Raw genomic sequence first — 1,492 nt, forward strand, 5'->3', positions numbered from 1 at the left:
GCACGCGGTATGACCACAAGTTATGACTACAATGCGGCCATCAGAGAAAGCGGTGCAACAGGACCAAAATATTTTGCGGCCAAAGCCATGGGTGAATTTATCAATGAATATGGAACTAAACTGGCAAGATCAGTGGGTGGACCTTGTGAACTAAAGGATGCACCTAAATCACTTTTTGGTGGACTACGTGTAGCCCCAGATGGTACCAAATTTGTTTTTCTTCACAACACTGATCCTAACAAACCTTTAAAAGGTAGGGTAACTGTGGTGCCGGGAAAAGTAGCTCAATCCACAGAGCCGATTTACAATGTGAATCAGAACGGAGAGAAAGTACTGATTAAAACAGCAACAGTTACCAATGGCAACACTACTGCAAATGAATCTTTTGCAATTGATTTCAATTTACCGGATTTAGGAGCACAGGTATTGGTTATTCCTCCTGGTGCTCAGCCTGAACAGGGTAAGTGGTGCTTAATGGAGTCAGAGCAACCAGTTCGTCCATCGGTAAGTATTGCACCGATACGTATTGCAAATGCTTTGCGTTATAACGATCCTGTAAATGAAGCCAAGTGGAAAACACTTCCAAAAGAAACTTCTTTGTCAGAAATAGGGATCAATGATTTTCGATATAACCTGTACCGTTCAAAAGTTACCCTGAGTGCAGCCGATATTCAGCAAGAAAACAGGCTCTTGTTTAATATGTTTACCCGTGATATTGTTTCCGTACAAGTTAATGGCAAAATTCCTAAACGTCTTTTTCCTGAAAAAGCAGATGCACAAACCTGGATTACGCGCGGTGCTTATTCGCGCATCCGTCCCAATGAATTTGACAATCGTTTTGATGTCAGCGGTTTACTAAAAGCAGGCGAAAATGAAATTGTAGTCGTATACGAAAACCTTGGCCATGCGCATGGTTATGTGCCTATGGAAGAGTTGGCAGGTATCAGACAGGCTGGACTTTCTACAACGGATACCATGTTAACACATCCACTGCAGTGGGAGTTGGCTACTGATGTTGCAGGCATCACAAAAAGTTTTACTGGGCCATCATTTAAAGCCGATAAATGGGAACGCATTGCACTAAACACGCAAGATGAAATTCCCCGAAAGGGCAATGGTGTTCAACCAAAAGGGGAGCAAACAGGTTTGTTTACCTGGTACAGAGTTGAGTTTTCCTTACCGGAAAAGGATGCTAAAGTATGGATGCCATGGATGGCCAAAATTAATGCTTCTGGAAATGGGTATATGTGGCTAAATGGACATAACATCGGTCGCCATTGGGAAGCGGGCCCACAGCGGGAGTTCTTTTTGCCTGAATGTTGGTTGAATTCCGGAACTAAGAAGAATGTGTTGGTATTTGGATTACGTCAGACTGTTAATGGCGCAAACCTTAAGGCTATAGAAGTAATGCCATATCCTAATTCAGCAGAGTTCAGAAAATAACTGTTATTTGTAAATGATTATTAAATAAAGATGTCTAGAATATTTCAAA

General features: G+C 41.9%; 1 pseudogene. It reads left to right on the top strand.

The window, feature by feature from the left end:
- Positions 1–1,443 (top strand): annotated as a pseudogene (locus HQN83_RS25150) (hypothetical protein); the annotation flags it as partial.
- Positions 1,444–1,492 lie beyond the last annotated feature (49 nt).

Origin of the sequence: Pedobacter foliorum (assembly GCF_013266735.1) — a bacterium.
GTDB lineage: Bacteria > Bacteroidota > Bacteroidia > Sphingobacteriales > Sphingobacteriaceae > Pedobacter > Pedobacter foliorum.